This window comes from Caulobacter sp. HJHS_5, assembly GCF_056683955.1.
In genome coordinates, this window is the sequence record NZ_JBWZNC010000005.1 from 174,656 (window position 1) to 200,247 (window position 25,592).

Annotated in this window: 23 protein-coding genes; 14 read left to right on the forward strand and 9 right to left on the reverse strand. The window is 70.1% G+C overall.

Going from position 1 to position 25,592, the window contains the following annotated elements; translation table 11 throughout:
- Window positions 1-79: 79 nt before the first annotated feature.
- The 4 genes from ACFLIT_RS11340 (at window position 80) to ACFLIT_RS11355 (ending at window position 3,628) form a co-directional block, all read left to right on the forward strand.
- Window positions 80-1,552 carry a hypothetical protein gene (locus tag ACFLIT_RS11340; protein WP_479911339.1) on the forward strand — a complete coding sequence of 491 codons (1,473 nt, stop codon included), beginning with the start codon at window positions 80-82 and terminating at the stop codon, window positions 1,550-1,552.
- The gene (locus tag ACFLIT_RS11345) at window positions 1,549-2,472 is read left to right on the forward strand and encodes a site-specific tyrosine recombinase XerD (protein ID WP_479911340.1); all 924 of its coding nucleotides are present in this window, start codon (window positions 1,549-1,551) and stop codon (window positions 2,470-2,472) included. Before ACFLIT_RS11340 ends, ACFLIT_RS11345 begins: the two co-directional genes overlap by 4 nt.
- A gap of 59 nt (window positions 2,473-2,531) precedes the next feature.
- The gene (locus ACFLIT_RS11350; RefSeq protein WP_479911341.1) at window positions 2,532-3,215 is read left to right on the forward strand and encodes a YbhB/YbcL family Raf kinase inhibitor-like protein; all 684 of its coding nucleotides are present in this window, start codon (window positions 2,532-2,534) and stop codon (window positions 3,213-3,215) included.
- Between the two features lie 65 nt (window positions 3,216-3,280).
- On the forward strand, window positions 3,281-3,628 hold the full coding sequence (locus tag ACFLIT_RS11355; RefSeq protein WP_479911342.1) for a DUF1428 domain-containing protein: 348 nt from the start codon (window positions 3,281-3,283) through the stop codon (window positions 3,626-3,628).
- A gap of 7 nt (window positions 3,629-3,635) precedes the next feature.
- Here the strand turns inward: ACFLIT_RS11355 and ACFLIT_RS11360 are convergent, their stop codons facing one another.
- The 4 genes from ACFLIT_RS11360 to dnaG all read right to left on the reverse strand — a co-directional run bounded on the left by ACFLIT_RS11360 (window position 3,636) and on the right by dnaG (window position 9,449).
- Window positions 3,636-4,025: a hypothetical protein gene (locus ACFLIT_RS11360; protein WP_479911343.1), complete on the reverse strand. Its 390-nt coding sequence runs from the start codon at window positions 4,023-4,025 to the stop codon at window positions 3,636-3,638.
- A gap of 219 nt (window positions 4,026-4,244) precedes the next feature.
- Window positions 4,245-6,224, reverse strand: coding sequence for an RNA polymerase sigma factor RpoD (gene rpoD / locus ACFLIT_RS11365; protein WP_479911344.1), 1,980 nt, complete (start codon window positions 6,222-6,224; stop codon window positions 4,245-4,247).
- Window positions 6,225-6,569: 345 nt separating this feature from the next.
- Window positions 6,570-7,433 (reverse strand): NAD(P)-dependent oxidoreductase, encoded by an 864-nt coding sequence (locus tag ACFLIT_RS11370; protein ID WP_479911345.1) that lies wholly within the window; start codon window positions 7,431-7,433, stop codon window positions 6,570-6,572.
- A gap of 105 nt (window positions 7,434-7,538) precedes the next feature.
- Window positions 7,539-9,449, reverse strand: a complete 1,911-nt coding sequence (gene dnaG, locus ACFLIT_RS11375) for a DNA primase (protein ID WP_479911346.1) — start codon at window positions 9,447-9,449, stop codon at window positions 7,539-7,541.
- 239 nt (window positions 9,450-9,688) lie between these two features.
- Between dnaG and ACFLIT_RS11380 the strand changes: the two genes are divergently transcribed.
- Window positions 9,689-10,504, forward strand: coding sequence for a BON domain-containing protein (locus ACFLIT_RS11380; RefSeq protein WP_479911347.1), 816 nt, complete (start codon window positions 9,689-9,691; stop codon window positions 10,502-10,504).
- Between the two features lie 137 nt (window positions 10,505-10,641).
- Complete coding sequence (locus ACFLIT_RS11385; RefSeq protein ID WP_479911348.1) at window positions 10,642-11,184, forward strand: BON domain-containing protein; 543 nt, start codon at window positions 10,642-10,644, stop codon at window positions 11,182-11,184.
- On the opposite strand, the gene ACFLIT_RS11390 is transcribed toward ACFLIT_RS11385, so the two are convergent.
- Entirely contained in the window at window positions 11,185-11,886 is a 702-nt protein-coding gene (locus ACFLIT_RS11390) for an HAD family hydrolase (protein WP_479911349.1), read from the reverse strand. It abuts the gene before it with no gap.
- A gap of 19 nt (window positions 11,887-11,905) precedes the next feature.
- A complete protein-coding gene (locus ACFLIT_RS11395) occupies window positions 11,906-13,615 on the reverse strand; it encodes an N-acyl-D-amino-acid deacylase family protein (RefSeq protein WP_479911350.1) in 1,710 nt (569 codons plus the stop codon).
- A 126-nt stretch (window positions 13,616-13,741) separates the two neighbouring features.
- On the opposite strand from ACFLIT_RS11395, the gene carA reads away from it, so the two are divergent.
- A complete protein-coding gene (gene carA / locus ACFLIT_RS11400) occupies window positions 13,742-14,905 on the forward strand; it encodes a glutamine-hydrolyzing carbamoyl-phosphate synthase small subunit (protein WP_479911351.1) in 1,164 nt (387 codons plus the stop codon).
- A gap of 276 nt (window positions 14,906-15,181) precedes the next feature.
- Window positions 15,182-15,517, forward strand: coding sequence for a UrcA family protein (locus ACFLIT_RS11405; RefSeq protein ID WP_479911352.1), 336 nt, complete (start codon window positions 15,182-15,184; stop codon window positions 15,515-15,517).
- An 81-nt stretch (window positions 15,518-15,598) separates the two neighbouring features.
- Here the strand turns inward: ACFLIT_RS11405 and ACFLIT_RS11410 are convergent, their stop codons facing one another.
- Complete coding sequence (locus ACFLIT_RS11410; RefSeq protein ID WP_479911353.1) at window positions 15,599-15,778, reverse strand: DUF1328 domain-containing protein; 180 nt, start codon at window positions 15,776-15,778, stop codon at window positions 15,599-15,601.
- Between the two features lie 117 nt (window positions 15,779-15,895).
- On the opposite strand from ACFLIT_RS11410, the gene cobT reads away from it, so the two are divergent.
- From cobT to ACFLIT_RS11430, 4 genes are all read left to right on the forward strand, one after another.
- Window positions 15,896-17,809: a cobaltochelatase subunit CobT gene (gene cobT / locus ACFLIT_RS11415; protein WP_479911354.1), complete on the forward strand. Its 1,914-nt coding sequence runs from the start codon at window positions 15,896-15,898 to the stop codon at window positions 17,807-17,809.
- A complete protein-coding gene (locus tag ACFLIT_RS11420) occupies window positions 17,806-18,795 on the forward strand; it encodes an esterase-like activity of phytase family protein (RefSeq protein WP_479911355.1) in 990 nt (329 codons plus the stop codon). Before cobT ends, ACFLIT_RS11420 begins: the two co-directional genes overlap by 4 nt.
- Window positions 18,792-19,937 (forward strand): L-lactate dehydrogenase, encoded by a 1,146-nt coding sequence (locus ACFLIT_RS11425; protein WP_479911356.1) that lies wholly within the window; start codon window positions 18,792-18,794, stop codon window positions 19,935-19,937. The genes ACFLIT_RS11420 and ACFLIT_RS11425 overlap by 4 nt, the downstream gene beginning before the upstream one ends.
- A gap of 199 nt (window positions 19,938-20,136) precedes the next feature.
- Entirely contained in the window at window positions 20,137-20,397 is a 261-nt protein-coding gene (locus tag ACFLIT_RS11430) for a hypothetical protein (RefSeq protein ID WP_479911357.1), read from the forward strand.
- A gap of 119 nt (window positions 20,398-20,516) precedes the next feature.
- On the opposite strand, the gene rpmB is transcribed toward ACFLIT_RS11430, so the two are convergent.
- Window positions 20,517-20,816, reverse strand: coding sequence for a 50S ribosomal protein L28 (rpmB, locus tag ACFLIT_RS11435; RefSeq protein WP_479911358.1), 300 nt, complete (start codon window positions 20,814-20,816; stop codon window positions 20,517-20,519).
- 208 nt (window positions 20,817-21,024) lie between these two features.
- On the opposite strand from rpmB, the gene ACFLIT_RS11440 reads away from it, so the two are divergent.
- Together ACFLIT_RS11440 and ACFLIT_RS11445 are read left to right on the forward strand one after the other, a co-directional pair.
- On the forward strand, window positions 21,025-21,465 hold the full coding sequence (locus ACFLIT_RS11440) for a DUF3617 domain-containing protein (RefSeq protein ID WP_479911359.1): 441 nt from the start codon (window positions 21,025-21,027) through the stop codon (window positions 21,463-21,465).
- A gap of 220 nt (window positions 21,466-21,685) precedes the next feature.
- Entirely contained in the window at window positions 21,686-24,211 is a 2,526-nt protein-coding gene (locus ACFLIT_RS11445) for a helicase-related protein (protein WP_479911360.1), read from the forward strand.
- Here ACFLIT_RS11445 and ACFLIT_RS11450 read toward each other — a convergent pair whose 3' ends face one another.
- The gene (locus ACFLIT_RS11450; protein WP_479911361.1) at window positions 24,212-25,561 is read right to left on the reverse strand and encodes a hypothetical protein; all 1,350 of its coding nucleotides are present in this window, start codon (window positions 25,559-25,561) and stop codon (window positions 24,212-24,214) included.
- Window positions 25,562-25,592 lie beyond the last annotated feature (31 nt).

Genomic DNA, 25,592 nt, shown 5'->3' on the forward strand with positions numbered 1-25,592 from the left:
CGCCAAGCTGGCCGCCGCGCTTGGCGCAACCCGAGGCGCGCCTTACTCTTGCAGGCAGTCGCCGCTTTCGAGGGATTCCATGGTCCGCAAGGTTGTCGCCACCCTGGCCCTGCCCGTTCTGGCCGCCGCCTTCGCGGCCCAGGCCCAGGCGCCGACCCCGGGTCCGGTGGAGGTGCAACCCCTGGCGCCGGGCGCCGTGCAGGTGCAGTCGCTGGACGCGCTCGACCTGTTCTCGGCCGGATCGGCCGACACCGGGCTGTCCGCCGACCTCTGGAGGGGCGCCTCGGCCCCGCTGGTGCGGGACATCCTGCCGACCATCGGCGCCAAGCCCCTGTCGCCCGCCACCGCGGGCCTTGCCCGGCGCGTGCTGGCCACCGGGGCCTCGGCGCCCGAAGGCGCGGGCGGCGACGCCGACCTCGCCGGGGCGCGGGTGAAGGCCCTGCTGGCCCTGGGCGACGTCGACGCAGCCCGCGCGATCATCGACCGGACGCCCAATGTCGCGGCCAGCGCGACCCTGTCGCAGGCCGCCGCCGAGGCCGCCCTGATCGACGGCGACGACGACAAGGCCTGCCGCGCCGGCGAGGCGGTGAGCGTCGATCGCGGCAACAGCTACTGGCTGCGGCTGCGCGCTTTCTGCCAGGCCCGGGCCGGCGAGACCGACGCGGCCCAACTGAGCTTCACCCTGGCCAACCAGACCCGCGACGCCGTCTATGTCCGGCTCATGGGCGCCGTCCTGGGGGTTGGGGAACCGGGCGCGGCGTCCCTGCGCAACGGCCTCGACTACGCGCTTTCGCGACAGTTGAACCTGCCGCTCGACGCGGCGCTCGCCACCGCCCCGCCGGCCCTGAAGGCCAAACTCACGCCGCCGCCGCCGCCCAACCCGCCCATCGTCGGCGACTACACCCAGGCCGAGGCCTCGACCCTCGCCTTCCTGCGCAAGACCAAGGGGCTCGCCGAGTTCACCGCCGCCGCCAAGGACGTCGCGCCCGCCATCGCCGCCCAGGCCGAGGCCAAGGCCGTGCTGCAGGATCCGGTGTTGTTCGCCCGCGCCGCCATCGCCGCCGGCGACCTGGCCTCCGCGCAGGCGATCCGCGCCGGCCTGACCGGAGATGCGATCCCCGGCGCCGGGCCGACCGATCTGGCCCTGCTCGACGCCCTGATCGCCGTGGCCGGCGGCAAGGTGGACGCGCCGACGCTGGACCGCGTGGTCGAGCGCGGCCGCATCGACGCCAAGTCGAACGCCCAGCCCGCGGCCATGATCCTGGCCGCGTTCGGCGGTGCGATGGGCCCCGAGGCGCGGGCCGAATTCGCCGGCTTCACCACGCCCCGCGGCGCCGCCCTGCCCGCCCGCCTGACCGCGCTGGACGCCGCCGCCGAGGCGGGCCTGAAGGGCGAGGCCGCCCTGCTGGCCCTCAGCGTCGCCGACGTCGGCGCCGCCGGCCCCGCTCCGGCCGACCGGGCGCGCATCGTCCAGGCCCTGCGCCGCGCCGGCCTCGATGACGACGCCCGCGCCTTCGCCGTCGAGGGGCTGCTGCAACTGCAGGTCAAATGAGCGCGGCCAAGGATGGGGCCTGGGTCGACGCCTTCATGGAAATGATGGCGGTCGAACGCGCCGCCGCCGCCAACACCCTGAAGGCCTATGCGAAGGACCTGGGGGACGCGCGGGGCTTCCTGGCCGCCAGGGGCGACAGCCTGGCCGGCGCCGACGCCGCGACCATCGAGGCCTATTTCGCCGATCTCGGCGCGCGGGGGCTTTCGGCCGCCACCGCCGCGCGACGCCGCGCCGCCATGCGGCAGTTCTATCGCTTCGTGCTCGGCGAGGGCTGGCGCACCGACGATCCCTCCCGCCGCGTCGCCGCGCCCAAGGCCGGGCGGCCCCTGCCCAAGGTGCTGAGCCGCGAGGAGATGGACCGGCTGATCGCCGCCGCCGCCGCCGCCGAGGACGGCAAGCAGGGCCTGCGCATGGCCGCCCTGATCGAGCTGGCCTACGCCTCGGGCCTGCGGGTCTCGGAACTGGTCGGGCTGACCTACCTCGCCGTGGCGCGGGACCCGGCCTATCTGATGATCAAGGGCAAGGGCGGCAAGGAACGGCTCGCGCCGCTGAACGTCGCCGCCCGCGCGGCGGTGAAGGCCTATCTGGACGTGCGAAAGGCCTTCCTGCCGAAGGGCGTGAAAGAAAGCCCCTGGCTGTTCCCTTCCAGCGGCGCGACCGGCCGCCTGACTCCGCGTCGCTTCGCCCAGCGCCTGGAGGCCGCCGCCCTCGCCGCCGGGGTCGATCCCGAAAAGGTGAGCCCGCACGTGCTGCGCCACGCCTTCGCCACCCACCTGCTGGAAGGCGGGGCGGACCTCAGGGTCGTGCAGACCCTGCTCGGCCACGCCGACATCGGCACCACCCAGATCTACACCCACGTCGCCGGCGACCGCCTGCGCGAGGTGGTGGAGAGCAAGCACCCGCTGGGAAGAAAGCCCTAGCTGAGCCGAACGCTTCCCTCCGAGGCCCGTTTCGCCCTCGCGTCACGAAGGAGATCACCATGGCCCAGTCGCACGGCCCCGACCACGCTCGCGTTCCGCTGACCATCCAGGCGGTGCAGCCGCAGATGGGCCAGGGCGGCCTCGTCGTCGTCTCGCCGGCGGTCGACGCCGACGGCCGGCTTGATCCGATACATTCGAAGGCGGGCGACAACCTCTCGCCGGCGCTGACCTGGAACGCTGTGCTGGAGGCGGAAAGCTACGCCCTGGTCGTCGAGGACCCCGACGCGCCGCGCGACAAGCCCTTCGTGCATTGGCTGGTGTGGGACATCCCGGGGACGGCGACCGGCCTGCCGCGCGGCATCTCCCCGAGCCAACAGATCGACGGCGCCAAGCAGGGCAGGAACGACGCCGGGGAGTACGGCTGGTACGGCATGAAGCCGCCGCCGGGCCACGGCGTGCATCGCTATCACTTCCAGCTGTTCGCCCTCTCGAAGCGGCTCGGACTGCATCCCGACACGCCCCTGGCCGAACTGCTCAACGCCCTGAAGGGGACGACCCTGGCCAGCGGCGAACTGGTCGGCACGTTCGAGATGCCCGACCCGGCCAATGCGGAGCTGCGCGGCGGCGAGCCGGCGGCCGGACGCGGCGGCCTCGACCGCGACGATCCCGACCGGCATGCGCCGCACGACGCCGACGGCGTGGTGCGGCATCGCGGCGGCGGCGAGGACCGACCCGCTCGCTGATGGCGCTGGCCGTCACCGCTTTCCGGGTTCAGAGTGATCGAAACCAAAATCCGGAGGAGCGACCCATGAGCTACGTCGATGGCTTTCTGTGCCCGGTGCCCAAGGGCAACAAGGACGCCTACCTGAAGTCCGCCACCATGGCGGCCGAGGTGTTCAAGGAGAACGGCGCCCTCGCGGTGATGGAAAACTGGGGCGACGACGTGCCGGACGGCAAGGTCACGGATTTCAAGCGCGCGGTGCAGGCCACCGCCGACGAGGTGGTGGTGTTTTCGTGGGTCGTCTGGCCGGACAAGTCCACCCGCGACGCCGGCTGGGCCAGGATGATGGACGATGCGCGCATGAAGAACATGGACATGCCGTTCGACGGCAAGCGCATGATCTACGGCGGGTTCGCGAATATCTTCGAAGGCTAACGGCGGCCTAGTGCCCGGCCTCGTAGGTGACGTAGCCCCGGCCGATCATGCGGCGCAGGCCTTCGTAGGCCTCGGCGAACTCGTTCCACGCCTCGCGCAGCTGGGCGATGCGGGCGACCTCTGACGGCTCGGCCTGGCGCCCCTGCTCGGCCGCAGCGAGGGCGGCGGCGATCCACTGGGCGCGGGCCTGGGCGGTGGCGACGGCCAGGCGCTGGATCTGCTGGGGTTCGACCTGGCCGATCAGGGCGCCGATGGCCGCCTTGTTGGCGGCGAAAGCCGTGTAGTCGATCTGTTCGAGCTGGCCGCGCAGACGGCGCTGGGCCTGGGGATCGGTGACCTCTTCCGGCTCGAAGTGATCGAGCGGCGACTTCACCAGCGACGTGCGGCTTGTGGCCATTGACGCGTCCTCCGCTCCGCTTGCGGGAGCTTCTGATGGGAGGAGCCTAGGCGTCCGGATGTTAAGGCCCCGTGCATGAACGCCTATTCCACCCTCCCCGGCAAACGCCGGGGGAGCCAAGCTGACGTTCAGGGCGGATCGCAACCAAGAAAAAAAGCCGAGCCCCGTTGCTGAGGCTCGGCTTCGGTCCCGGCCTTCGCCGGGATGAGCGGGTTAAATCTAGCTGTCCAGGAAGCTGCGGAGCTTCCGGCTGCGGCTCGGGTGCTTGAGCTTGCGCAGGGCCTTGGCTTCGATTTGGCGGATGCGTTCGCGGGTGACGCTGAACTGCTGGCCGACCTCCTCGAGGGTGTGGTCGGTGTTCATGCCGATGCCGAAACGCATGCGCAGGACGCGTTCCTCGCGCGGGGTCAGGCTGGCCAACACGCGCGTGGTGGTCTCGCGCAGGTTCGACTGGATGGCGGCGTCGATCGGCAGGACGGCGTTCTTGTCCTCGATGAAATCGCCGAGGTGGCTATCTTCCTCGTCGCCGATCGGAGTTTCGAGCGAGATCGGCTCCTTGGCGATCTTCAGGACCTTGCGGACCTTCTCCAGCGGCATGGCCAGCTTTTCGGCCAGCTCTTCGGGGGTCGGCTCGCGGCCGATCTCGTGCAGCATCTGGCGGCTGGTGCGGACGATCTTGTTGATCGTCTCGATCATGTGCACCGGAATACGGATGGTGCGAGCCTGGTCGGCGATCGAGCGGGTGATCGCCTGACGGATCCACCAGGTGGCGTAGGTCGAGAACTTGTAGCCGCGACGGTACTCGAACTTGTCGACCGCCTTCATCAGACCGATGTTGCCTTCCTGAATAAGATCAAGGAATTGCAGGCCGCGGTTCGTGTACTTCTTGGCGATGGAGATCACCAGGCGCAGGTTGGCCTCGACCATTTCCTTCTTGGCCTGACGGGCCTCGCGCTCGCCCTTCTGCACCGTCTGCACGATGCGGCGGTAGTCGTCGATCGGCACGCCGGTCTCGGTGGCCAGGGCGGCGATTTCCTGGCGGATGTCGCCGATCGAGCTGCCGTCGTTCTCGGAGAACTTGGTCCAGCGCACGCCGAGCTGTTTGACGCTGTCGGCCCAGTTCGGGTTCAGCTCGGCGCCGAAATAGGCCTTCAGGAACTCCGTGCGGCTGATGCCGTAGCTGTCGGCCAGCCGCAGCAGGCGGCCTTCCAGCGCCACGAGGCGACGGTTGATCGCATAGAGCTGGTCGACCAGGGCCTCGATGCGGTTGTTGTTGAGCTTCAGGGTCTTCAGCTTGCCGACGATCTCGCCGGTGGCCGCGATATAGGCCTTGCGCTCGGCGTCGGTGAGGTCCTCGCCCTTCAGGCGGCGGTCGACGAGCTTTTCCTGCAGCTTGCGGAAGCCTTCGAACTCGGCCGCGATGCTGTCGAGCGTGGCCATGACGCCTTCGCGCAGCTCGCCTTCCATGGCGCTGACGGTCGGGCCGGCGCCGTCGTCGAAGTCGTCGTCGTCGCCCTCGCCTTCCGGCTTTTCGCCCTCGGCCGCGCCCTCGGCGGGAGCGGCTTCTTCCTCTTCGCCTTCCTCGCCCTCGGCGGTCGGAGCGCCGCCCGGCGCGCCCGGCGCCGCGATGCCGTTGATGGCGCTGTAGGTCTGTTCGAGGTCGATGACTTCGCGCAGCAGGATGCGGCCGGTGCCCAGCTCCTCGCGCCACACCATGATGGCTTCGAAGGTCAGCGCGCTCTCGCAGAGGCCCCGGATCATGGTGTCGCGGCCGGCTTCGATGCGCTTGGCGATGGCGATTTCGCCCTCGCGCGACAGCAGCTCCACGCTGCCCATCTCGCGCAGGTACATCCGCACCGGGTCGTCCGTGCGGTCGAAGGTCGCCGGCTTTTCGCTCTCGATGACGTTCTGCTCTTCGCGGGCGACCACCTCGCCGCCCTCGGCGTCCTGGGCGTCTTCTTCCGCCTCGACGACGTTGACGCCCATCTCCGACAGCATGGCCAGGGTGTCTTCGATGGCCTCGGAGGTGACTTCCTCGCTGGGCAGCACCTTGTTCAGCTCGTCCATGGTGACGTAGCCGCGCGCCTTGGCCTGCTTGATGAACTTCTTGACCCCGGCGTCGGTGAGGTCGAGCAGGGGGCCGTCGCCGCCGGTGGTTTCGGGCGCTTCGGCTTCGGCCGTCTGGGTCGTGCTGCTCATCAAGGTCTCCGAGGCGGCGAACGGAGGGCGAGGCCCGTTCACCGGAAAAACGTTCAAGGGCGCGAATGCGCTTCAAATGAGAGAGCCGCGTCAGGGCGCAAGGGTTCCATGGCTGGCGCAGCCCGCGTCAACCCGACGCAGACGGCCAAGCACCCGCGCGGAGGCGACTCCGGCGAGCGGTCATGGGCCCCGGCGCGTGTGAATTTGACGTCCGATTTCATGAAGGGCGCGCTCGGCATGGCGGCGGCCCGGTCGACGTCGTTTCAGCAGCGCGGCGAATCCACAGGGCCGCAGATGGCGTGCGGCGCCCCGTGAGTCAAGCTGTCCACAGGCTTTTCCGGAGGTTCAGGCGGGCTTGGCGTTCCGCGTGAAGCCGGCGACGGCCGACCAGTCCCTGTCGCCCAGCCCGGCCTCGACCGCCGCCGTCATCTGGCCGCGCACGGCGTCGAGCATCGGCAGCCGCAGGCCGGCGGAAGCGCGCGCGGCCTCGGCGAGGCGCAGGTCCTTAAGGCCCAGGGTCATCTTGAAGCCCGGCTCGTAGCGGCCGGAGACGATGTTTGGGCTGTAGTTCATGTAGGCGCGGGCGCCGAAGACGGTCTCCTGCATGATGTCCAGGAAGACCGCCGGGTCGAGACCGTTGGCCTCGGTCAGGGCGGCGGCCTCGCCCATGGCCTCGATGGCCATGGCGATCATCATGTTGCCGGCGATCTTGCCGGCGTTGGCGGCCTTGGCGTCTTCGCCCAGCACCCAGGTGCGGCGGCCGACGGCGTCGAGCAGCGGCCGGGCCTTGTCCACGGCGGCGGCGGGGCCGGCGGCGACGATGTTGAGCTGGGCGGCGGCGGCCGCGTCCGGGCGACCGAACACCGGGGCCGAGAGGTAGAGCACCCCCCGCTCGGCGTGGACGGCCGCCAGTTCCTCGGCGAAGGCGACGGAGATGGTGGCGGCGCAGATGTGCACCGCGCCGGGCCGCGCGGCGGCCAGGAGGTCGCCCTCCAGCACCACGGCGCGGATGGCGGCGTCGTCGGACAGCATGGTGAAGACGGCGTCGGCGTCGAACGCCTCGGCGGGGGTGGCAACCACGGTCAGATCATCGGCGACATCGGCCGCCACGGGCGAACGGTTCCAGGCCTTCACGGTATGGCCGGCCTTGGCGAGGTTGCGCGCCATGCCGACGCCCATCATGCCGAGCCCGATGAATCCGACGTCCATGTGAGGTCTCCCGTCTGGAGCCTGAAGAGGCTCCATTTCCTAGTGTTTGGAGCACGCTGGGCGGGTTAGGCGGCCACCTAACCCTGCGCGCCCCAGGCGACGGGCTTAGTGCAACGCCGCGTTGTCCGGGTCCAGCCAGGCGCCGGCGCGAACGATGCGCTTCTGGCGGTCGCGTTGCTCCTTGTGGCGGTTGAGAGCCGCCATGTCGCCGTCGCGGGCGAGATCGTTCTTGGCGTCCTCCACGGCGCGCTCGGCGCTTTCCAGCAGACGCAGGGCCTCGAGCGCGGCGGTCCAGGAGAGCTTGGCCTGCGCCTCGTCGTGTTCGGAGAGGAAATCGGCGCGCGCGCGTTCGGCGGCCTTCTGGATGCGCGAGAAGACGTCGTCGGTGACGCCCCGGGCGGCCAGGCGCTTGTTGACCAGGTCCGGGCCGGGCGTATCGCCGCCGATGCTGAGCGCCACCAGTTCCTTGACCATCGAGTCCAGGGTCGCGTCGCCGAAGTCGGTGGCGTCGATTACCTCGATGGAATCGCCCAGAAGTTTCGGGCGCTGTACAACGGCGACCACCAGGGCGGCGGCCAGGGGCGGCGGCGACGCGGCCAGGGCGGCGGCGGCGGCGAGGCCCTGGCGGGTGGCCGGCTCCAAGGACTGACGGCGGGTCTTGTCCCAGCGACGGCGAGACATCTGCTGGGCGGCGTGGGAGAGGCTGCCCTGCTCGTAGACGGGGCGCTCGGACTTCCACAGCTGCTCGAAGCGGCTGAGCAGGTCTTCCTTGTAGGCCTTGGCGAGGTCGCCGTCGGCGATGCTCGATGCGAGCTGGCGCAGGCGCACCTTGAGGTCGGTCTTCTGCTCGGGCGTGTCGAGCGGCTTCAATTCGCGCTCGCGCTCGAACAGTTGCTCGACGAAAGGCGTGGTGTCGGCCACCTGCGCCTTCAGGGCCGCCGGCCCCTGCTCGCGTAGCACGTCGTCGGGGTCCTTGCCGCCCTTGACCAGGGCGAACTTGAACGAGCGGCCGGGCTTCAAGAGGGGCAGGGCGCGATCAATGGCGCGGCCGGCGGCCCGGCGGCCGGCGTTGTCGCCGTCGAAGCAGAGGGTCGGCTCTCCGTGCAGCCGCCAGAGCAGCTCCATCTGCCCCTCGGTCAGGGCCGTGCCCATGGGCGCGACGGCGGCGACGCCGGCCCGCTGGCAGGCGATGACGTCCATGTAGCCTTCGACCACCACGAGGGGGGCGCCCTCCCCGGCGGCATGCAGCACCTTGCGGGCTTCGAACAGGCCGTAGAGCGTGCGGCCCTTGTCGAACAGCGGACTGTCCGGACCATTGAGGTACTTGGCCCGGGCGTTGGGATCCATCGCCCGGCCGCCGAACGAGATCGGCCGGCCTCGGGTGTCGGTGATCGGGAAGATGATCCGGTCGCGGAAGCGATCGTAGGGCGGGCCGCCGTCTTCGGGCGCGATCAGCAGACCGGCCTCGACGAGGTCGGCGGGCTTGGCGCCCTTGGCGACGAGGTAGTCCTTCAGCCCGGTGCGGCTGCCCCCGCCACCCCCGGGCGCAAATCCGATACCGAACCGCGCCCATTCGCTGGACGGCAGGCCTCGGCGCTCCAGGTAGTCGCGCGCCGCCTGGCCTCCGGGCCGGCGAAGTTCGCCCTCGAACCACTTGGCCGCCATGCCCAGCCAGTCGACCAGACCCTGGCGCCTTTCCTCCTGCTTGGCCGACTGAGGGTCGGGGTCCGGTAGGGCGACGCCGGCCTCGGCGGCCATGCGCTCGATGGCCTCGACGAAGGAGAGCCGCTCGGTTTCCTGGTAGAAAGCGATCAGGTCGCCGTGCTTGCCGCTGGAGAAGTCGTGGAAGAACCCCTTCTCGTCGTTGACGTAGAACGAGGGGCTCTTTTCCTTGTTGAACGGCGACAGGCCCACGTACTCGCGCCCGGCCCGCTTCAGCTTCACGGTCTTGCCGATCACGTCGGACAGCCGGAGACGGGATTTCAGATCCTCAAGGAAGGCGTCGGAGTAGCGCACGAGTGCAGTTATCCATCGGCGCGAAGTTCACTCCAAGTGAACATTCACACGGCGTGCGCCCCCTCCGTCTCGCCGCATGCGGCGATCCACCTCCCCCGCATGCGGGGGAGGAGAAATATAGCCGAGCCTAGCTTCACCTTAAGCGGTTGAACTTTTTGCGAAAACTGGAACTTCGCTGAAATCAGGTCGTTCGTTGGGACGCCGGGGCGGGCCAACCGAAATTCGCAGGGAGCGACCCCATGGCCGACTATGACAATGACCGCTGGAACAATGACAACCGCTGGGCCGGCGAGGCCGACTACGGCCAGGACCGCGACCGCCAGCGCGGCTATCGCGAAGGCCGCTGGGCCGACGACCGGTCCGATCGCGATCGGGGCGAGCGCCACCGCAGCCATCCCCTGCGCGGCGCCCCGCGCGTGAATCAGGACATCGGCTACGGCTCGGGTTCGCTGGCCACCGGCGTCGGCGCCGCGACCCGCGCGCCGGGCAGCTTCAGCGACTACGGCGCCTCGAGCAGCGGCGGCTATGGCGACGGCTACGGCGCCTATGGCTCGGCGCTCGACCGCACCTCCGAGACGCGCAGTTTCTACAGCGATGATGAAGCCCGGAGCGCCAACCGCTACCCGCGCACGCCTTATCGGGCCGATGACCGGTATGACGACCGCTTCGGCGGAACCGGCGGCTTCGGCGCCAATGAGGTGCTGGATCGCCAGGCCCGAGGCGACGACCGCGGCATGTTCGGCCGGCCCCGCGACCGAGACGAGGGCAAGCATCGCGGCCGTGGACCCAAGAATTACGCCCGCTCTGACGAGCGCATCCGCGACGACGTCAACGACCGCCTGACCGACGACAGCTGGCTGAACGCCCAGGACATCGATGTCGAGGTGCAGGACCGCGAAGTGACCCTCAGCGGCCACGTGCTGTCCCGCGAGGACAAGCGCCGCGCCGAGATGCTGGCCGAGAACGTCTCCGGCGTGACCCACGTGCAGAACAACCTGCGAGTTAAGCCCAGCGACGACGACGGGGCGGACACCGGCCCGCTGCCGATGCTGTAGCCGGGCCATTCGATCCACGAGGCGGCCGACCGCGAGGTCGGCCGCTTTCGGCCTCAAAGTCCTTGGAACCTGCACCTTGGCCCATCCGTTTCGAGGGAAACGGGACGGGCGTTGGGAGTTTGCAAGGGAGCAGCTTCATGGCCGACCACCAGAACAAATCGCCGAAGACCGACGGGCGCTGGATGGCGGATCGCATCGCCGCCCGCGACGCCGATCCCCTCGCCGACCCGGCCACGGACTACCTCGACAGTTATCGCGCCAACGACCCCTACGACCATTTCGGAGGCTTCGGGGTGTTCGCCACCGACGACATCCTCGAACGGCTGGCCCGCGGCGAGGAACGCCGGTTCTGGAATCGTAAGCGGGAATACGCCGGCGCGGGCGGTAAGCACCGTGGGCATGGCCCCAAGACCTATGCCCGCTCCGACGCCCGCATCTTCGACGATGTGAACGATCGCCTCACCGACGACAGCTGGCTCGACGCCCGGGAGATCGAAGCGACGGTCAAGGACGCCGAAGTGACCCTGGATGGCCACGTCCGCTCGCGCGACGACAAGCGCCGGGCCGAGATGCTCGCCGAGCACGTATCCGGGGTCGTCCACGTGCAGAACAATCTGCGCGTGAAGCGCCCAGAAGTCGCGGGGGAAGCCGTCGAGGCGCCGCCGCTGCCGCTGATCTAGCTAGTCCCGCAGATTGGCCAGCCAGCCTGGCAATTCGGCGAGGGTGGCCAGTTCGGCATAGCGCGGGTGACCGGCCGGCAGCTCGGCCGCCTCATGCGCCCAGACCAGCGGATAGGGCACGTAGGCGGCATAGGCGCCCGCCTCCAGCGCCGGCAGCACGTCGGAGCGCACCGAGTTGCCGACCATGGCCGACTGCTGCGGCCCGGCGCCGTGGCGGCTGAACACGCGCCGGTAAGTGTCGACATCCTTTTCGCTGACGATCTCGACGGCCTGGAAGCGCTCGCCCAGGCCCGAGGCGGCCAGCTTCTGCTCCTGATGCAGCAGGTCGCCCTTGGTGATGAGCACCAGGCGGTAGCCCTGGTCGGTCAGCTCGGAGAGCGCCTGGTCGACGCCCGGCAGGGGCTCGACCGGATGGATGAGGATCTCGCGGCCGGCGGCGAGAATTTCCTGGATCACGCGGGTGGAGACCTGGCCGCCGGTCATCTCGATGGCGGTTTCAATGGCCGAGAGAGTGAAGCCCTTGGCGCCGTAGCCGTAGAGGCGAAGATTACGCCGCTCGACCTCGGCGAGGCGCGCCTCCAGCGCCGCCTCGTCGGCGAAGTCGGCCAACAGCTCGACGAACCGCTTGTGGGTCAGGCGAAAGATCGTCTCGCAGTGCCAGAGGGTGTCGTCGGCGTCGAGGCCGACCAGGGTGACGGGCATGGGCGAGGTGGTACCCCGCTCACCAAAGCCACGTCCAGTCCGAGGCGCGCGCGCGGCAGCCGCCGTCCGGCCAGCCGCGCCAGCCTTGCCCGCGCACCACCTGACCGGTGGCGGCGCCCGTCGGTTCGCCGTCCTTGAGCGCCAGCCTGCCGTTGACCAGCACCTGGGAGACGCCGACGGCGAAAGACCGGGGATTTTCGTAAGTGGCGGTGTCGGCGACCCTGGCGGGATCGAAAACGACGATATCGGCGTAGCGGCCGGGCGCCAGCACTCCGCGGTCGTGCAGGCCGAGGTTGCGGGCCGGCAGCACGGAGAGTTTGCGAACGGCCTCGGCCAAGGTCAGCGCCTTGTCCTCCCTTACATACTTGCCGAGCACGCGGGCGAAGTTTCCGTAGGCGCGCGGATGGGTGGACGAAGCCAGGAACGGCGGCTCGGGCGCCTGGGCGCCGGCGTCGGAGGCGAAGCTCATCCAGGGCAAGGCCGTCTGCCGGCGGAGGTTGTCCTCGCTCATCAGGAAATAGACCACCTGGACGCGGCTGCCGTCCTCGATGACGAGGTCGATGGCGGCGTCCTCGGGCGAGACGCCGCGCGCCTTGGCGACCTCGGCCAGGGTCTTGCCGGTGAGGCCCTTCAGCGCCGGATTGCGGAAGCCGACCAGCAGCGTGCCCTCGGCGCCGGCGTGACGATAGAGGTTCTCGAACGTCGGATGCGCATCGCGCATCTCGGCCAGCACGCGGCGGCGGATCGCCGGGTCCTTCAGGCGGGCGATCCAGGCCTCGCGGCCGCCGGCCTGCACCCAGGTCGGCATGGCGGCGTCCAGGCCGGTGGAGCCGGCGGTATAGGCATACATGTTGGCGCTGATCCGCTGCCCCTTGGCGCGGGCCGCCTCGATGCGGGCGATGGCGGCGTCTTCCTTGCCCCAGTTGGAACGGCCGGCGGCCTTCAAATGCCAGATCTCGGCCGGGGCGCCGGAGCGGCGGGAGATTTCTATGGTCTCGTCGATGGCTTCCAGCAGACGATCGGACTCGCTGCGCATGTGGGCCATGTAGACGCCCCCGCAGCGGCCGGCCTCGGCGGCGAGGGCGGCGAGTTCGTCGGTCTCGGCATAGGTCCCGGGCGCGTAGATCAGGCCGGCGCCGACGCCGAGCGCGCCGTCCTCCATGGCCGAGCGGACCAGCCCCTTCATCTGCTCGAGCTGGGCGGGAGTCGGATCGAGATCGCCTTCGCTTCCCAGCACATGGGTGCGGACCGTCTCGGCCCCGACCAGGCTGGCGACGTTCGGCGCGACGCCTCGGGAGACGATGTGGCTGAGATAGCCGTCGAGGCTGGTCCAGGCGATGTCGAACTTGATGTCGCCCTGACGCGCCTTTTCGCGAGCCTTCATGGCGTCCGACCACGGCCCCATCGAAGAGCCCTCGCCCATCACCTCCAGCGTGACGCCCTGCTTCAGCTCCGAAAGCGCCCGGCCGTCGGCGATCAGGTTGTCGGTCGCCCAGCTGAGCATGTTGACGAAGCCGGGGGCCACGGCCTGGCCCTTGGCGTCGATCTCGGTCCGACCTCGGCCGGCGACCCGGCCGACGGCGACGACTCGCTCGCCTTCTATGGCGACATCGCCCTTGAACGGCGCGCCGCCCGACCCGTCGTAGATCGTGCCGCCGCGCACCACGACATCGTAGGCGGGCGCGCAGCCGCCCAAGGCCAGCAAGGCCGCCGCCAGCACCGCGCGCATGATCGCTCTCCCCTCCACCCCGAACACCCTAGCGTGATCCGGCGCGGCAAACAGACCCATGGTGTTGACCCGGGAGGCGTACCCCCCTACCTACGCCGCCGTTTGACCGCAGCGGAGGCGCCGAAGATGTCCACTGAACTTCTTCCCGGCGTCACCGGAATCCTGGCGCTGGCCGACGGAACCATCCTGCAGGGCGTCGGCGTCGGCGCGGTCGGCGCGGCGGTCGGCGAGGTGTGCTTCAACACCGCCATGACCGGCTACCAGGAGATCCTGACCGACCCGTCCTACATGGCCCAGATCGTGGCCTTCACCTTCCCGCACGTCGGCAACGTCGGCACGAACGTGGAAGATGTCGAGCAGATCAGCGGCTCCTCCGAGACGGCGGCCCGCGGCGCGATCTTCCGCGACGCCCCCACCGACCCGGCCAACTGGCGCGCCGACAGCGATCTCGACGGCTGGCTGAAGCGCCGCGGCGTCGTCGCCCTGGCCGGGGTCGACACCCGCGCCCTGACCAAGCTGATCCGCGAGAAGGGCATGCCGCACGCGGTGATCGCCCATTCGCCGGACGGCCAGTTCGATCTGCCCGCCCTGGTCGCCCAGGCGCGCGAATGGTCGGGCATCGTGGGCCTGGACCTGGCCAAGGACGCCACCTGCCTGCAGCCGTTCCAGTGGAACGAGGGCCTGTGGGAATGGCCGGAGGGCTACGAGAAGCCGGAAAGCCGCAAGTACAAGGTCACCGTCGTCGACTACGGGGTGAAGCGGAACATCCTGCGCGCCCTCTCCTCGATCGGCGCCGAGATCACCGTGGTGCCGGCCGACACCTCGGCCGAGGCGATCCTGGCGGCCAAGCCTGACGGGGTGCTGCTGTCCAACGGCCCGGGCGACCCGGCCGCGACGGGCGAGTACGCTGTGCCGCAGATCAAGGCCCTGGTCGACAGCGGCACGCCGGTGTTCGGCATCTGCCTCGGCCACCAGATGCTGGCCCTGGCCCTCGGGGCCAAGACCGTGAAGATGGAGCAGGGCCACCACGGGGCGAACCATCCGGTGAAGGACCTGACCACCGGCAAGGTCGAGATCGTCTCCATGAACCATGGCTTCACCGTGGACCGCGCCAGCCTTCCGGCGGCGGTGAAGGAGACCCACGTCTCGCTGTTCGACGGCACCAACGCGGGCCTCGCCGTCGAGGGCAAGCCGGTGTTCTCGGTGCAGCACCATCCGGAGGCCTCGCCCGGCCCGACGGATTCGCTCTACGTCTTCGACCGTTTCGCCAAGCTGATGGACGCGCGCTGAGGCCCGGGCCTCATCACGCATTGCCCGCCCGACCTTCCAGCGCCGCGCCCGCGGCGGCGATCTCGCGCGCCTGCAACCTCAGCTTACCGATCGGAGCCTTCGGCGTTACGCGCCTGGAAGCCCACATTACCGACAGGTCATCTTTACTTACATTACACTGATGTAATTCCTGAATTCGAGTTCATGAAGGCGACTTAACAAGTATTCGTCGAACAATAGCTGTATAGCCTCTTCATCGGAAGTTCATCGCCACACGGCGCCCGCAGGAGAGAAACAATGTCCGCCATCATCGCCCGCCTCGCTTCGGCCGCCGCCATCGTCCTGGCCGCCGCCCCCATGGTCGCCGCCGGCTCGGCCCACGCCGAAACCCTGAGCCGCCGGATCGCCGTTTCCGACATCGACTTCAACCGCGCCGACCAAGTGGCGCGCTTCGACGAACGGGTCGCCCGCGTCGCCTACGCCATCTGCCCGCTGGAAACCCGCCAGAACCGCGCCAAGGCGGAAGCCTGCCGCCAGGACCTGCGCAATCAGGCCGTCGCCAATCTGGGCGCGCCGCAACGCCAGCAGCTGGCCCGCCTCGAACGCGAGACCATCAACCTCGCCGCCAAATAAGCCTCCACCCATGCGGCGAGAAAAAAGGCCGGACATCGAAAGATGTCCGGCCTTTGTTTGTTCGGGTTTCGCGGCGCGTCGCTAGCCGCCTGTCACCTTTCGCCCCACGAACAGGCCGAGGGCGAGGAAGATCAGGAAGCCGATCACGAACAGGCCGAACAGAATCTTGGCGATGCTGGCGGAAGCGCCGGCAAGGCCCGAGAAGCCGAGCGCGCCCGCGATGAGGGCGACGATGGCGAAGATCAGGGCCCATTTCAGCATGGGAAATCTCCTTGTCGAGGGGTTGCGGGTCTAGGCGTTGCCTCAAATAAACGTCGCTTTGGCGTGGCCTGTTCCGACGGCCTTAACCCCGTCACCCAGAGCGGCTACAGAACGTCCATGGCCTCTAAGCCCGAAAGCCCTTCCGAACCGTTCAAGCGCGCCCTGGCCCACGCGGCGCGTTCGCTCGCCGAGACGCCCGATCTCGAAGTGGTGTTCTCCAACGACGCGCCGCAGCTGATCGGCTCGCGGGCGATCCTGCCGCATCCCTCACGCGACATCGGCCCGAAGGAGGCGGCGCGCATCCGCGGCCTGGCCGACCAGATGGCCCTGCGGCTGGCGCACCACGACGCCGAGGCCCACGCCCGCGCGCGGCCGGTCTCGCCCCGCGCCCAGCCGGCCTTCGACGCCATCGAGCAGGCCCGCATCGAGGCCATCGGCGCCAACGCCCTGGGGGGCGTGCGCGCCAACCTGGCGGCCGCCCTGGAGGCGACGCTGGAGCGTAAGGGTCTGCTGCGGCTGGAGAACAAGGCCAACGCCCCCATCGCCGAGGCCCTGGGCCTGCTGGTGCGCGAGCGTCTGACCGGCGACGCGGCGCCGGACGGCGCCAAGGGCCTGGTCGACCACTTCCGGGCCGAGATCGAGGAGAAGGCCGGCGCCGACCTCGATCGCCTGGCCGAGGCGGTTCACGATCAGGCCGCCTTCGCCAAGGTGAACCGGGCCATCCTGCGCGACCTCGACCTGGCCGACGATCCGGCCGACGCCGAACCCGAGTCCGGCGACGACCAGGGCGAGGACGATCCCTCGGCCGACGAGGCGGACGAAGGCGAGGAGGAAACGCCCGAGCCCGAGGAGGACTCCGGTTCCGACCGCTCGGACACCCAGGACGCCCAGGCCGACGGCGACGAAAGCCAGATGTCGGAGAGCGAGCAGGCGGCCAGCGAGGACACCGAGGAAGCCCCCGATGTCGGCGAAGGCGCCAAGCCCGCGCGGCCGGACATCCGCGACCCCGGCAAGGCCGAGCCGGCCTACAAGGTGTTCACCACCGCCCACGACCAGATCGTGGCGGCCGACGAACTGTGCGACCCCGAGGAGCTGACGCGCCTGCGGTCCTATCTCGATCAGCAGCTCTCGGCCCTGTCGGCCGTGGTCTCCAAACTGGCCAACCGACTGCAGCGCCGCCTGCTGGCCAAGCAGACTCGGTCGTGGACCTTCGACCTGGAGGAAGGCCTGCTCGACGTCGGCCGCCTGACTCGCGTCATCGTCGACCCGACCGCGCCGCTGTCCTTCAAGGAGGAAAAGGACACCGAGTTCCGCGACACGGTGGTCACCCTCTTGATCGACAACTCCGGCTCGATGCGCGGGCGGCCGATCATGGTGGCGGCGATCTGCGCCGACATCCTGGCCCGCACCCTGGAGCGCTGCGGCGTGAAGGTGGAGATCCTGGGTTTCACCACCCAGGCGTGGAAGGGCGGGCTTTCGCGGGAGGACTGGCTGAAGGCGGGCAAGCCGCCGGCGCCCGGCCGCCTGAACGACCTGCGCCACATCGTCTACAAGGACGCCGACGCCCCTTGGCGCCGCGCCCGCCGCAACCTCGGCCTGATGATGCGCGAGGGCCTGCTGAAGGAAAACATCGACGGCGAAGCCCTGGTCTGGGCGCACCAGCGCCTGATCGGCCGGCCCGAGGACCGCCGGATCATGATGGTGATCTCGGACGGCGCGCCGGTGGACGACTCCACCCTCAGCGTGAACTCCGGCCACTACCTGGAGCGGCACCTGCGCCAGGTGATCGCCGAGATCGAGGACAAGAGCCCGGTCGAGCTGCTGGCCATCGGCATCGGCCACGACGTGACGCGCTACTACAAGCGGGCCGTGACCATCGTCGACGTCGAGCAACTCGGCGGGGTGCTGGTCGAGCAGTTGGCGGCCCTCTTCGAGGAAGCGCCCCGCAGCCTGAAGACCTCGCCTCGCGCACCGCTGCCGCCGGTGCTCGGAGGCGGCGGCAGCGCCCTGCGGCCGGTCCGCGCGGCATGAGCCTTTTCCGAACGCCCCTCGCGGCGGCGCTTTGCCTGGCCCTCGCCGGCTGCCTGACGCCCGCCCCCGCCCGGCTGCCGACCGCGCCCCTGCCCTACGCCGAGACCGTTCGCGTCGACGCCAAGCCGCTGCCGCTCGATCCGCGCAATCCGGCCACAGACCGCATCGGCGACTTCGTCTTCGCCGGCGCCGTGGACCTGACCAGTCAGGACACCAGTCGTTTCCACGGCTTCTCCGACCTGAAGATCGTCGGCGACCGGCTGTATTCCGTCGGCGACGACGGGGCCGAGGCGCTGGAAGCCCGGCTTAGGCTGGGAGCGGACGGCAAGATCGCCGGCCTCGCCGACGCCCGCCTCGCGCCGCTGATCGGCGAAGACGGCAAGCCCCTGCAGAGCAAGCAGGAAACCGACGCCGAGGGTCTGGCCATCCTGCCGGGCGGCGACAAGCTCTACAGTTTCGAGCGCGATCACCGGATTCTCCGCTACCCCGCCGCCGGCGGTCCGCCGGTGCGCGCGCCGATTCCCCCGGTGAAGATGCCCAACAACGAGGGCATGGAGGGTCTGGCCGCCGCCCGCAGGGTCGGCCGCGACGCCTATTGGGTGGGGATCGAGGACGGACAGGTCTGGCTCTGCCGCCTGAGCGCCGACTGCCGCAAGATCGAGGGCCTGCCGGCGCCGCCGGAGGGCTACCGCCTTTCAGGCATGGCCGAGACGCCGACCGGCGACCTGGTGCTGCTGCACCATCGCTTCGAGCGACTGCCGAACCTGAGCCACATCGTCGTCTCCATCGTGCGCGACCCGCTGACCCGCGCGCGCGTGGTCGGCCGTTTCCGCCTCGACTCGCCGATGACGGTCGATAACTTCGAGGGCGTCGACGTGGTCCCCCAGGCTGGGGGCCGCCAGCGATTCTACTTCCTGGTCGACGACAACTTCCTGGCCAGCGAAGCGACGATCCTCATGGCTTTTGACTGGATGCCCCCGAAATGACCGCACCGGCCAGCGTCTCCGACTTCCGCGAAGGCGCCCGCCGCCGCCTGCCCAAGCTGCTGTTCGACTATGTGGACGGCGGCTCCTACGCCGAGGCGACCCTGCGGCGGAACATCACCGACCTCGAGGCTCTGGCCCTGCGCCAGCGGGTGATGGTCGACGTCTCGCGGCGCTCCACCGCCATCGAGCTGTTCGGCCGCAAACAGAGCATGCCCGTGGTGCTGTCGCCCATCGGCATGGCCGGCATGCTGGCGCGCCGGGGAGAGGCGCAGGCGGCCCGCGCCGCCGAGGCCGCCGGCGTGCCCTTCACCCTCTCGACCGTCGGCATCTGCGACATGGAAGAGGTGGCCAAGGCCGCCGTCCCTCCCTGGTATCAGCTCTACATGCTGCGCGACCGCGGCTACATGGGCGCCCTGCTGGATCGCGCCCGTGAGTTGGGCTGCCCGGTGCTGGTGTTCACCGTCGACCTGCCGGTGCCTGGCACCCGCTATCGCGACCGCCGCAACGGCCTGTTCGGCGGCTCGAACGCCTCGGCGCTCAGCCCGCGCCGGGTGCTCGACGGCCTGTCGCACCCCGCCTGGCTGTGGGACGTGCAACTGCACGGCAAGCCGCACACCTTTGGCAACATCGCCTCGGCCGTGCCGGACGCGCGCGGAGCGGCCGAGTTCTGGCCCTGGGTGACCAACAATTTCGACACCACCCTGACCTGGGATCATATCAGCTGGATCCGCGAGCGCTGGCCTGGCCCGCTGGTGCTGAAAGGCGTGCTCGACGCCGAGGACGCCCGCGAGGCGCGCCGCTGCGGCGTCGACGGCCTGGTGGTCTCGAACCACGGCGGCCGGCAGCTCGACGGCGTGCTCTCCGGCATCAAGGCCCTGCCGCCGATCGCCGACGCGGTGGGCGACGACGTCACCGTGCTGATGGACGGCGGCATCCGTTCCGGGCTCGACGTGGTCAAGGCCCTGGCCTGCGGCGCCAAGGCCTGCCTGCTCGGCCGGGCCTGGGCCTTCGCCCTGGCGGCCCAGGGCGAGAAGGGCGTGACCTCGATGCTCGACATTGTCCGCGCCGAGATGCTGACCGCCCTGGCCCTGACCGGCGTGCCCGACATCCGAGACGTGAACCGCGGCGTGCTGGCTCAGTAGGCAGCTGCCGCCGCGCATTTGTGCAGCATTTAGATTGGAAATGTGAACATTGTTTGATTGGGCCGATTTGGCTTGCGAGCCCATCTGATCGATGTCAAGTCCAGCTTCGGCGGCGCAAACAGGCGAGACCGGCGCGCCGCCAGAGGAATCGCTCCGGGGAGATGGTTGAACCCAACCCTCTTTTCGGAAAGCACGTCAGATGATCCGCACCGTCACCCTGGCCCTCACGGCCGCCGCCCTGTTCACCGCTCCCGCCCTGGCCGGCACGCAGATTTCGCTGTCGGGCAAGACCCCGGCCCAACTCCGCGCCGAGGTCAAGGTCGTCGCCGGCAAGCTCTGCGCTGAAAAGTTCGCCGACAGCGCCGACCGCGCCACCTGCGTCGCCACGACCACCGACGCCACGATGCGCCGCATCGCCACGCGCGGCGAGTTCGTCTTCCAGACCGCCTCGGCCGACTGAGTCGAACCTCCGCCCCCGCTAGGCGAAGACCCCAAAAGCGAAAGGCCCGCGAGCGATCGCGGGCCTTTCTGCATTTCAGAGCCTCGACCGGCGCCGGAGCGCCGGATCGACAGGCGGCCTTAGGCGGCGGCTTGCGCTTCCTTGGCCTTGACCTTCAGCTGCTTCTTGATCTTCAGGGCGCGCGGCGAGAGATCCTCGTCGCTGGCCTTCAGCAGGAAGGCGTCGAGGCCGCCCTTGAAGTCGAGCGTGCGCAGGGCGGCGTTGGTGACCTTCAGCTTGAAGGACTGGCCCAGGCTTTCCGACGCCAAGTTGACGACCGCCAGGTTCGGCAGGAAGCGGCGCTTCGTCTTGATGTTGGAGTGGCTCACATTGTGGCCGACCATCGGGCCGACACCGGTGAGTTCGCAGCGGCGAGACATAGGCGGACGCTTTCGAGGTTCGCAAAACGGGATCACACGCGAAAGCCAGGCCCTCGCGCGAAAGAGCAGGCCGTATAGGCAAGGCGGCCTCTCCCGTCAAGCCGAAGAAGGCCCGGGGACGCCTTCAACTGCGGTTCATCCAGGGGCATATAGAAAGCCTTCCTAAGACAAGGCCGTTTGGCCGTCGCCGACCTTTGGAGCCCACGGCATGATCCGCCGCCTCGCCCAAGCCGCCCTGCCCCTGGCCCTGGCCACGCCCCTGGCCGGTTCGGCCTCGGCCCAAGCCCCGCGCCCGGCCACCATCCAGACCGGCGAGTGGGAGTACAGCTATCGCCTGGCCGGCTTCCTGCCCGCGGGCAGGGAGAAGAAATGCCTCGGCCCCGCCGAGGTGCGCACCTTCGCCGACGGCATCTGCACCAGCCGCTATCGCTGCGAGTACGACGTGAAGACCGTCGCCGACGGCAAGGTGGCGCTGCAGGGCGTCTGGATCGACAAGAAGGGCCGCGAAGCTCCGGTGACCGCCAACGGGACCTACGGCCCCGAGGCCTTCACCCTCGCCATCAAGCTGCGCACCATCAACGGCATCCCGCTTTCGGGGACGATGAACGCCCGCCGTCTGTCGCCGACCTGCACGAGCCCGACGAAGTAGCGGTCGGGCTTTCCGCTTGTGGTCGATTGAGCCGCAGATACAATAGCTTGTAGAGAACAAAGGCTGAATCGGACGAGGTCACCGATTCGGTCACGATTCGTTTCGCCCGTGTTCCGCCACGGAACTCCCGACCGCCAAGCTCCGAGAAGATCGCGTGACAATCGCGCCTTGAGGCACGGCGGCGCTTGCCCGGCGGCGAGTCGCGCCCCACCTTCGGATCATGAGCGACCGCAGCACCGGTTTGGCCCCGTCGAAGGTGACGGCGGTGCTCGGGCCGACCAACACCGGCAAGACTCACCTGGCCGTGGAGCGGATGCTCGGCCACGCCTCCGGCATGATCGGCCTGCCGCTGCGCCTGCTTGCGCGCGAGATCTACGATCGTATCGTCAAGCTGCGCGGGGCCCGCATGGTCGCCCTGATTACCGGCGAGGAGCGGATCATCCCGCCGCGCGCGGTCTATTTCGTCTGCACCGTCGAGGCCATGCCGCTGTCGCGCGAGGTCGAATTCCTGGCGGTCGACGAGATCCAGCTGTGCACCGACCCGGAGCGCGGCCACGTCTTCACCCACCGCCTGCTGCACGCGCGCGGCAGGTACGAGACCATGTTCCTGGGTGCGGCCACCATGGCGCCGCTGATCCGGCAGCTCGCGCCCGACGCGGAGTTGGTGTTCCGCGAGCGCTTCTCCACCCTCTCCTACGCCGGCTCGAAGAAGATCACCCGCCTGCCCCGGCGCTCGGCCATCGTCGCCTTCTCGGCCGACAGCGTCTACGCGATCGCCGAGCTGATCCGCCGCCAGCGCGGCGGGGCGGCGGTGGTGATGGGCAGCTTGAGCCCCCGCACCCGCAACGCCCAGGTCGCCCTCTACCAGTCCGGCGAGGTCGACTTCCTGGTGGCCACCGACGCCATCGGCATGGGCCTGAACATGGACGTCGACCACGTGGCCTTCGCGGGCCTGCGCAAGTTCGACGGCAAGCGCACCCGCTGGCTGCATCCGCCCGAGGTGGCCCAGATCGCCGGACGCGCCGGGCGCTACAAGCGCGACGGCACCTTCGGCGTCACGGGCGAGTGCGAGGAGATGGACGAGGATCTCGTCCAGGCGGTCGAGACCCACAGCTTCGAGCCGATCGAGGCCGCCTTCTGGCGCAACGCCGCCCTCGACTTCGATTCCCTCAACGACCTGATGCGCTCCCTAGCGCGCACGCCCAGCCGCGCCGGGCTGAAGCTGGCCGACGAGAGCGTGGACGAGCAGGCGCTGCGGGCTCTGGCCCGCGACGAGACCGTCGTGCAGCGTTGCCGCGACCGCTCGGCCCTCATCCGCCTGTGGGACGTCTGCCAGACGCCGGACTTCCGCAAGACCACGGCCGAGGAGCACCAGCGCCTGCTGCGCGAGCTGTTCTTCCCGCTCACCGAAGGCCGTCGCCGCCTGCCCGACGACTGGATGAGCCGCCAGATGAAGGCGCTGGACCGGCTGGACGGCGAGATCGACGCCCTGGCCGGACGCCTGGCGCAGGTGCGCACCCTCTCCTACGTCGCCAATCGCCCCGACTGGCTGGCTGACGCCATCGGCTGGCAGGGCCGCATGCGCGAGCTGGAGGACCGGCTCAGCGACACCCTGCACGAGAAGCTGATGGCCCGGTTCGTGGACCGGCGCACCAGCGCCCTGATGCGTTCGCTGGGCGAGCGGCAGGACATCCTGGCCGGCGTGGCCGACGACGGCGCGGTCACGGTCGAGGGCGTGGTCGTCGGCCAGTTGAACGGTGTCGGCTTCGAACCCTCGAAGGCCGCCAGCGCCTTGGAGGAGAAGGCCCTGCGCGCCGCCGCCGCGCGGGCGGTCGCCCCCGAGATCACCCGTCGCCTGGGGCGCCTGGCCAGCGAGCGCGACGATGCCTTCGCCCTCGATCCGGAAGGCCGGTTGCTGTGGCGCGGCGACATCGCCGGCGTGGTGACCGGGGCCGGCAAGGTGCGGCTGCTGGGCGAGCTGGGCGCGGCCGCGGCGCGGGAACGGGCGACGCGGCGGCTCGAGGCCTTCGTGGCCGCCGAGACCGGTCGCCGGCTGAAGCCGCTGCGCCGGCTGCAGGCCGCCCTGGACGACGGCAAGGTGCGAGGCCTGGCGCGCGGGATCGTGCACCGTCTGGTCGAGGCCGGCGGCGTGCTGGATCGCCGGCCGCTGGAGCCCGACCTCAAGGCGCTGAGCCAATCCGAGCGGCGGACGCTGAAGAGCCTGGGCGTGCGCTTCGGCGGCTTTTCGGTGTTTCTGCCCGGGGTGCTGGCGCCCCAGGCCATGGCGCTGGCCCAGGCCCTGGCGCCGCCGACGACGCTGGCGGCCGGCAAGCTGTCGCCCCTGCCCGCCGGCGTATCGCCCCGCAGCCTGGCGGCCCGCGGCCTGCGCGCGGTGGGCGGCCATGCGGCCCCGGTCGAGCAGTTGGAGCGGCTGGACGCGGTGCTGCGCGAGACCTTCCAGCCCGGCAAGGGATCGACCCTGCCGGACGCCGAGCGCGAGGCCCTCGGCTGGAGCGAGGCCGAGGCCAAGGCGGTGCTGCGCGCCCTCGACTATGTACCGCTGAACGCCAAGGAGGGGGGCGAGGCCTGGCGGCGACGCCGCGTCAAGGCGCCCGAGGCCAAGCCGGCGCCGACCCACTCGCCGTTCGCGGCCCTGTCGGTGCTCAACGCGCCGCCGGCCGCCGAACCGAAAAAACCTCGTCGCCGGCCGCGACTGCCGCGCCGAAAGGGGGGTTCGGCGACTTGATCACCGACTGAGCGCCCCGCCGATAGCGCGGCCGAGGAGGCCGCCCATGCCAGGCATCGCGGGCGCGGCGGGCCGCGCCGCCGGCGCGGGCTGCCCCGGCGCGGCCTGGCCGCCCATCGCCGCGCCCATGGCCGACATGTCCATGCCGAGCATGGCGGTGTGCTGGGTGCGGTAGCGCACCTTGGTGGTCCATTGGATATCCCACGGAACCTTCGGATCGGTCGGACGCGGTGGAAAGGCGATGTCGGTGGGCGGGGCGTAGCCGTAGATGTTGTAAATGCCGCCCGCGCCGCCGGGGCCGAACACCTCGGCCGGGATGGTGCAGGTGGTGGTCGAGCCGCGCAGCAGCGTGCCGTCGCCGGTCAGCTTGGTGATGTCGTTGGCGGTGAGGAAGCCGGACGCCGTGGTCACCCAGCCGATGGCGCGCGCCGAGTTGGCCCACATCACGATGCTGCCGTCCTGCCGCGCGCCCATGGCCGTCAGACCGATGGCCCGGACGTTGAGGTTCAGCTGCCAGGTCAGGGGGATCGATCCATCGGCCGCCGCGGCCGAGGCGGTGACGTTGAAGGGCGGCAGGAAGTCCTTGCCAAGGCCGAGGTTGAAGGTGATGTCCGGCGCCGCGTTGGACTTGATCACATGGTCGCCGAGGATCGAGCCGCCGAGCGGATACTCGATCACCTTCTCGCTGCGCGGGCCGTCCGCATAGGACTTGTAGTTGCTGGGCAGCGGCGGAATGGCCGACTCCAGGCCGAGCGACGGCGACATCGCGGCGCTCAGCGTGGCGATGGTGGCCGGATCGGTGATCTTGCTGAGGTCGATCACGGTCGGTTGGCCGGCGGCGACATGCGGTCCGCAACCGCTGTAGAGCAGGATCTTGCCCTTCGGCCGCTCGACCGGCGGCGGCTCGCTGGGATCGCGCGGCGTGGGCCGGCCCTGGGTGGGCGCGGTGTAGCCGAGCCGCAGGGGGTTCTCGCTGGCGACGCCCGGCGGCGTCATGTGGGTGGCCGTGGTCGCGGGAACACCCGGCCCGTCATTGGAGGCGAAGCGCAGGAACAGCTTGTGGCTGCCCCCCGCGGCGGCCGCCATGCCGCGCATCATCGACATCACATTACCGAGGCCCGGGCGTCCGCCGCCGGCCGCTCCGGCCGCGCCGCCGAGCGAGAAGCCGGACTCGGTGGTGGCGTCCATCCAGTAGACGGTGCGCGGGCCGGTGACTTTCTGGGCCGTCGCCGCCGGCGCCGCGGCTGGCGCGGTCGGTCGGCGCGGCGTCTGGGCCGAGGCGGCGGCGGTCAGCGCCAGGGCGGCGGCGCCGGTGGCGAGGCCGATACGGCCGAGAGGGCGGCGGTCCATCAATCTGCCTTTCCGAGTCGAGACGAGATTC

Bases quoted from the DNA above. Each gene is read 5' to 3' on its own strand.
- ACFLIT_RS11340 (WP_479911339.1), top strand. From the start codon at position 80: ATGGTCCGCAAGGTTGTCGCCACCCTGGCCCTGCCCGTTCTGGCCGCC.
- ACFLIT_RS11345 (WP_479911340.1), top strand. From the start codon at position 1,549: ATGAGCGCGGCCAAGGATGGGGCCTGGGTCGACGCCTTCATGGAAATG.
- ACFLIT_RS11350 (WP_479911341.1), top strand. From the start codon at position 2,532: ATGGCCCAGTCGCACGGCCCCGACCACGCTCGCGTTCCGCTGACCATC.
- ACFLIT_RS11355 (WP_479911342.1), top strand. From the start codon at position 3,281: ATGAGCTACGTCGATGGCTTTCTGTGCCCGGTGCCCAAGGGCAACAAG.
- ACFLIT_RS11360 (WP_479911343.1), bottom strand. From the start codon at position 4,025: ATGGCCACAAGCCGCACGTCGCTGGTGAAGTCGCCGCTCGATCACTTC.
- rpoD (WP_479911344.1), bottom strand. From the start codon at position 6,224: ATGAGCAGCACGACCCAGACGGCCGAAGCCGAAGCGCCCGAAACCACC.
- ACFLIT_RS11370 (WP_479911345.1), bottom strand. From the start codon at position 7,433: ATGGACGTCGGATTCATCGGGCTCGGCATGATGGGCGTCGGCATGGCG.
- ACFLIT_RS11380 (WP_479911347.1), top strand. From the start codon at position 9,689: ATGGCCGACTATGACAATGACCGCTGGAACAATGACAACCGCTGGGCC.
- ACFLIT_RS11385 (WP_479911348.1), top strand. From the start codon at position 10,642: ATGGCCGACCACCAGAACAAATCGCCGAAGACCGACGGGCGCTGGATG.
- ACFLIT_RS11390 (WP_479911349.1), bottom strand. From the start codon at position 11,886: ATGCCCGTCACCCTGGTCGGCCTCGACGCCGACGACACCCTCTGGCAC.
- ACFLIT_RS11395 (WP_479911350.1), bottom strand. From the start codon at position 13,615: ATGCGCGCGGTGCTGGCGGCGGCCTTGCTGGCCTTGGGCGGCTGCGCG.
- carA (WP_479911351.1), top strand. From the start codon at position 13,742: ATGTCCACTGAACTTCTTCCCGGCGTCACCGGAATCCTGGCGCTGGCC.
- ACFLIT_RS11405 (WP_479911352.1), top strand. From the start codon at position 15,182: ATGTCCGCCATCATCGCCCGCCTCGCTTCGGCCGCCGCCATCGTCCTG.
- ACFLIT_RS11410 (WP_479911353.1), bottom strand. From the start codon at position 15,778: ATGCTGAAATGGGCCCTGATCTTCGCCATCGTCGCCCTCATCGCGGGC.
- cobT (WP_479911354.1), top strand. From the start codon at position 15,896: ATGGCCTCTAAGCCCGAAAGCCCTTCCGAACCGTTCAAGCGCGCCCTG.
- ACFLIT_RS11420 (WP_479911355.1), top strand. From the start codon at position 17,806: ATGAGCCTTTTCCGAACGCCCCTCGCGGCGGCGCTTTGCCTGGCCCTC.
- ACFLIT_RS11425 (WP_479911356.1), top strand. From the start codon at position 18,792: ATGACCGCACCGGCCAGCGTCTCCGACTTCCGCGAAGGCGCCCGCCGC.
- ACFLIT_RS11430 (WP_479911357.1), top strand. From the start codon at position 20,137: ATGATCCGCACCGTCACCCTGGCCCTCACGGCCGCCGCCCTGTTCACC.
- rpmB (WP_479911358.1), bottom strand. From the start codon at position 20,816: ATGTCTCGCCGCTGCGAACTCACCGGTGTCGGCCCGATGGTCGGCCAC.
- ACFLIT_RS11440 (WP_479911359.1), top strand. From the start codon at position 21,025: ATGATCCGCCGCCTCGCCCAAGCCGCCCTGCCCCTGGCCCTGGCCACG.
- ACFLIT_RS11445 (WP_479911360.1), top strand. From the start codon at position 21,686: ATGAGCGACCGCAGCACCGGTTTGGCCCCGTCGAAGGTGACGGCGGTG.
- ACFLIT_RS11450 (WP_479911361.1), bottom strand. From the start codon at position 25,561: ATGGACCGCCGCCCTCTCGGCCGTATCGGCCTCGCCACCGGCGCCGCC.